Source organism: Pedobacter agri PB92 (genome assembly GCF_000258495.1).
In the GTDB taxonomy this organism is placed as follows: domain Bacteria; phylum Bacteroidota; class Bacteroidia; order Sphingobacteriales; family Sphingobacteriaceae; genus Pedobacter; species Pedobacter agri.
On sequence record NZ_AJLG01000273.1, the window covers coordinates 1 to 4,450 of the forward strand.

General features: G+C 34.3%; 7 protein-coding genes. 1 reads left to right on the top strand and 6 read right to left on the bottom strand.

Translation table 11 applies throughout. The features are described from left to right. Positions 1 to 180 precede the first annotated feature (180 nt). From glf to ON09_RS22820, 4 genes are all read right to left on the bottom strand, one after another. Positions 181 to 1,323: a UDP-galactopyranose mutase gene (gene glf / locus ON09_RS22805; RefSeq protein WP_010603384.1), complete on the bottom strand. Its 1,143-nt coding sequence runs from the start codon at positions 1,321 to 1,323 to the stop codon at positions 181 to 183. Positions 1,324 to 1,400: 77 nt separating this feature from the next. Next, complete coding sequence (locus tag ON09_RS22810) at positions 1,401 to 1,613, bottom strand: hypothetical protein (RefSeq protein ID WP_029204578.1); 213 nt, start codon at positions 1,611 to 1,613, stop codon at positions 1,401 to 1,403. A 304-nt stretch (positions 1,614 to 1,917) separates the two neighbouring features. Continuing rightward, the gene (locus ON09_RS22815; RefSeq protein ID WP_010603386.1) at positions 1,918 to 2,151 is read right to left on the bottom strand and encodes a hypothetical protein; all 234 of its coding nucleotides are present in this window, start codon (positions 2,149 to 2,151) and stop codon (positions 1,918 to 1,920) included. Positions 2,152 to 2,472: 321 nt separating this feature from the next. After that, a complete protein-coding gene (locus ON09_RS22820; protein WP_010603387.1) occupies positions 2,473 to 2,706 on the bottom strand; it encodes a hypothetical protein in 234 nt (77 codons plus the stop codon). Positions 2,707 to 2,999: 293 nt separating this feature from the next. Here ON09_RS22820 and ON09_RS22825 point away from each other — a divergent pair, with 293 nt between their 5' ends. Further along, on the top strand, positions 3,000 to 3,179 hold the full coding sequence (locus ON09_RS22825; RefSeq protein WP_029204579.1) for a hypothetical protein: 180 nt from the start codon (positions 3,000 to 3,002) through the stop codon (positions 3,177 to 3,179). A 786-nt stretch (positions 3,180 to 3,965) separates the two neighbouring features. Here ON09_RS22825 and ON09_RS24590 read toward each other — a convergent pair. After that, positions 3,966 to 4,163 (bottom strand): transposase, encoded by a 198-nt coding sequence (locus ON09_RS24590; protein WP_010603388.1) that lies wholly within the window; start codon positions 4,161 to 4,163, stop codon positions 3,966 to 3,968. Further along, a partial coding sequence (locus ON09_RS24595; protein ID WP_010603389.1) for an IS1595 family transposase occupies positions 4,160 to 4,450 on the bottom strand: 291 nt, incomplete at its 5' end. The genes ON09_RS24590 and ON09_RS24595, both read right to left, overlap by 4 nt.

The window sequence follows — 4,450 nt, forward strand, 5'->3', positions numbered from 1 at the left end:
ACGTACACACTAGATAACCAGTTTCTAGATTTTCAAAAATGGGCTCTTCCAGAATAAAAACATTCATTTCAGCAGCAAAACGGCTCATTAAATGCTGTGGACGTTGGAAAACGAAATCCCAGCGAAGGTGCGAAAAACATAAAAGGTTTTTGGGAAAAAGGGGTTTTTGGATATTCATATTTATGATATTGGGTTAGGGATAGCATTTAGAGATGCAAAATGAGTGGAAACTGTTTTAAGTGCAGCGCCGATAACCTGATGCATATCGTAATATTGGTAATTGGCAAGCCTGCCGCCGAAGATAACATGCTGCTCACTTTTACTCAGCGTTTTATATTTCTCAAAAATTTCGCTATTGTTTTTGTCGTTTATCGGATAGTAAGCTTCCTTGTCTGGTGTCCAGTCTTCAGGAAATTCTTTCGTAATAATCGTTTTCGGCTGGGTGCCAAATTCAAAATGTTTATGCTCGATAATCCTGGTATAAGGAATATCTCGCTCAGTGTAGTTTATTACGGCATTTCCCTGATGGTTTTCTTCATCAATTATTTCATGTTCAAATCTTAAGCTTCTGTATTCCAGTTTACCAAATTTGTAATCATAAAACTGATCGATATTTCCGGTAAATACCGTATGCTCAGCCCTGTCATTCCACTGCTGTCTGTTATTAAAATAATCAGTTTCCAATCGTACTTCACAATTACCTAAAAGGCCATCTATGAGTTTGTTATAACCTCCAATGGGGATGCCTTGATATTTATCGTTGAAATAATTGTTGTCGTAAGTAAAGCGAACGGGTAATCTTTTAATAATAAAGGCCGGCAAATCAATCGCCGATCGGCCCCACTGTTTTTCTGTGTAACCTTTAATTAGTTTTTCGTAAATATCACTACCCACTAATGAAATCGCTTGTTCCTGCAGGTTGGCTGGCGTTGTGATTAGCGCCTGATCAATTTGAGATTTAATCTTATTTTTGGCTTCCTGAGGTGTTTTTACTCCCCACAGTTGATAGAAAGTATTCATGTTAAAGGGAAGGTTAAACAATTGTCCTTTATAATTTGCCATCGGACTATTGGTGTACCTGTTAAATTCTACGAATGAGTTCACATAATCCCAAATTACCTTATCGTTGGTATGAAAAATATGGGCACCGTATTTATGAACATTGATATCTTCTGTTTTTTCACAATAAACGTTACCGCCAACATGATTTCGTTTATCAATGATTAAACATTTTTTGCCCAGCTTCATCGCTTCATGAGCGAATACACAGCCAAAAAGTCCGCTACCCACAATCAAATAATCATATTCTTTTTTTTTACTCATATTAACAAGGGATAGTTTTTGATATCGGTTTACCAAATAATATTGCAATCAGGTTTAGGATTTTCGATAAAAGACAATTAATCAACTTCTATCGTTCTTCCGTTATCGTAAGTAAATACGATAGAAAGCGTTCCATCATCAGGCTTGTGCATAGCTAATGCATTTGCTCTTTTAATTAATGCTTTTACGTCAGCATCACTTCGAAATATGATTGTTAGCTCATTCGTTCCCGTTTGTTCTACATCAAAAATTTCATCCGAGAGTTGACGATATTTTAAGATGTCAATCATATTGAAATAAAATATTATGGTAATTTGTATCCAAAGAACCCACATTAATTACCATTGTTTAGAAATTTGGATAATCGCGTAGTGCGCCCCGATGCGTACGTATTTATAACGCATTCAAAAACGAATGTCGAAGAATAGGATTAATAAAAGCTAATGTTAATAGCAGAGAAAGGTATTGAATGACAATAAGATTAAGTAGGAGAGATGTCTGCTGAAAACGATTTGATCAGACGAAATAAGGATAGTATTTACTTAGGATGTATATAAAAGAAGCGCTAATAGTTAGCACTTCTTTAATGTGATATTAAGCAGCGTGAACTACTTCAAAGCCTCCATACATGGCCATCTCTGCAGAATGTTCAACGGTTAATTTTAATTTCATTTTTTCAATAAGCTCCCGGGCTGCGGTGATGCTTCTATGAAGGTCGTTATTTCCCCTTATTTCAATGCCTCTGGTTAATAATTTAAACTTGCTAGGCTGAAATTTATCGATGAATTTTTGAAGATCCTCGCTAATTTGAGTAGTGGTCTTTTGCATAGTTTCTATTTTAATTTACATGTAAATAAATTCATGGCTGGTTTTGTTTACTGAGTTTTATCAACAGGTAATTAGTTATAAACATATTTTACTGCAGCTATTTGAAAATCTGATTTTTATCGTTTCCAATTTTTTTTCCGAAAAGATAAACATCAGATAATTTTCATGTTGTATTAATGACTTCCCCTCATATGATTGGCTTTTCATCGAGGTTACGTGTTAGTTTTTCCTTGCGGTGCTAACACAAGCAACTACAGTACTTAAAATAAAAAAGGCTGGCTCATTTAAAGAACCAGCCTTTTTATTTACTTAATTTTTCAATTAAGATTTTAGGCTATCGAATACGCCAGCAAGGCTGCCGCCGATATTGTTACCTAAAGAGAACGACGTACTACTAGATTCATCTCCATCCTGAGTAGAATTAGAGAATGATAACAAGTTACCAATGCTTAAAGCACCTCCTAAACCACCAGAACTTGCAGAATCATTGTTACCAAAAATTCCACCACCGTTAATTTCTTTCATTTCGTTTAAATTCAATTCTTGCATTTTCATAATATCAAGTTTTAAATGTTGCCTACTCTGTTATAGATTTTCAGCTTCTTCTGTTTCCGGATTTAACCGTCATTTAAAGTAATAAACGCAAATGCCAAGCCATAAGATTTTTGATAAGCTATGTTAAACACAACAAAGATGAATAAGTTAAAGCACTGTGTTGTAGATAATTTAAAACATTTGTTTTTATTGCTGTCTTAAAGCAAATAGGGGGATAAGCTGAGAAGAGCAAAACTTAGTGAGCATTACCACGGTTGTAATTTCACTATAACTTAATACCAAAACTTATGAATATGGACCCAAAAGACAAAAAAGATTGGAATGATCAGGAAGATCAACAAAATGACGACGGCTATCTGCAAGACAAAGATGAGGATAATGACGTGCAGGAGGGATTAACAGGCGAAACGGATGATGATGAAGACGTATCTGGTGACTTAGCCGGTAATGCCGCGGGGAATCCTGAAGATTAATTACCAGGTTTAATATTCACTAATCTTAAAACTACAATTAAAGGTTAGTGAATATTTCGAAATTGATTATTTTTATTGCACTAACAATACGCATAACATTTCCTTCAGCATTCTTGAATAACTGCAATAAATTATGAGGATATACTTCTACTGTTCATTCACTTTTTAACTCAGCCCCGACTGTTATTGCCCTGGCCCATTTTATTAATGATACTCCACGCGAAAATTGTCCAAACACAGATTACTGTGCTAATTCCTAACTCAAAGTCGGCGATTTTACCAGATATTAGTAATGCAGTAGCGGATATCAGACAGGAAACTAAGAAAAACAAGATATTTTTCATAAAGATCTGATTTAATTACTATTAACTGTCGTCAAGATAATAAAAAAGTTCGGCGTTGAGAAATTATTTTTAATTTATTAAGTTAATAATCAATATTTTAGCTGGTATTGCGATTTAGCGTTTAAAAATTAAATCTTAAGTAAAAAAGCGTGGCAAAATTACTTCTACCACGATTCTCAAATAAATATTAGGCGACAATATAGCAAATTACCCTTAGCTAGATAATCTGTGTTTATTCGGTTAATTTAATTATTTTCTAGTCATCCGCCTTTTGCTTATATTTGAAATTCGGCCTTTGACGGAGGCTTAAATTAAGCAGTATGCAAAATCACAATGACAATTCTCATTGCAAATATCCTAACAAAATTATTAGTGGATTACCAACAAAATCAAATTCAAGTTTTCTATCAACATTGAATTAAAATAGGGATTTCATAGCTCCTTATTTCATTTTGTAAAGATCATTTGTATTTAGCTTTGTTATAGAAAATAGTTTAAAAAAGTTAGAAGCTATGACTTGCCATTCGTCAGTCCTAACAGTTGAGTTTGGTTTAATTGTGTTATTAACAATTGGCTCAATTTCAGATGCGGAAGTATCTTTCATTACTTTTGCCACTAACAAACCACCTCTTTCAATCATTCCAAGCACTGGCGTTTATCAATACAGCTTCTGCCTTGTGAATTTTTAACTTTCTTCTTTGCATGGCGATTCTTGTTTCTACCACCTACGAATGATTCATCAACTTCAACTATATTCTCACCACCAAGCATTTCAAAGCTTCCATTTCCCAATGCTGTACGCAATCTTTGTAGCATGAACCATGCTGTTTTCTGTGTTACTTTTAAATCTCTTGCTAACTGATGTGAAGATACTCCTTTCTTGTGGGAGGTAAGTAGATAGATCGCAATAAACCATAGTGTGTACGT

What these genes read in the sequence shown, in the direction of transcription:
- glf (WP_010603384.1), bottom strand. Translation starts at nt 1,323, where the DNA reads ATGAGTAAAAAAAAAGAATATGATTATTTGATTGTGGGTAGCGGACTT.
- ON09_RS22810 (WP_029204578.1), bottom strand. Translation starts at nt 1,613, where the DNA reads ATGATTGACATCTTAAAATATCGTCAACTCTCGGATGAAATTTTTGAT.
- ON09_RS22815 (WP_010603386.1), bottom strand. Translation starts at nt 2,151, where the DNA reads ATGCAAAAGACCACTACTCAAATTAGCGAGGATCTTCAAAAATTCATC.
- ON09_RS22820 (WP_010603387.1), bottom strand. Translation starts at nt 2,706, where the DNA reads ATGAAAATGCAAGAATTGAATTTAAACGAAATGAAAGAAATTAACGGT.
- ON09_RS22825 (WP_029204579.1), top strand. Translation starts at nt 3,000, where the DNA reads ATGGACCCAAAAGACAAAAAAGATTGGAATGATCAGGAAGATCAACAA.
- ON09_RS24590 (WP_010603388.1), bottom strand. Translation starts at nt 4,163, where the DNA reads ATGATTGAAAGAGGTGGTTTGTTAGTGGCAAAAGTAATGAAAGATACT.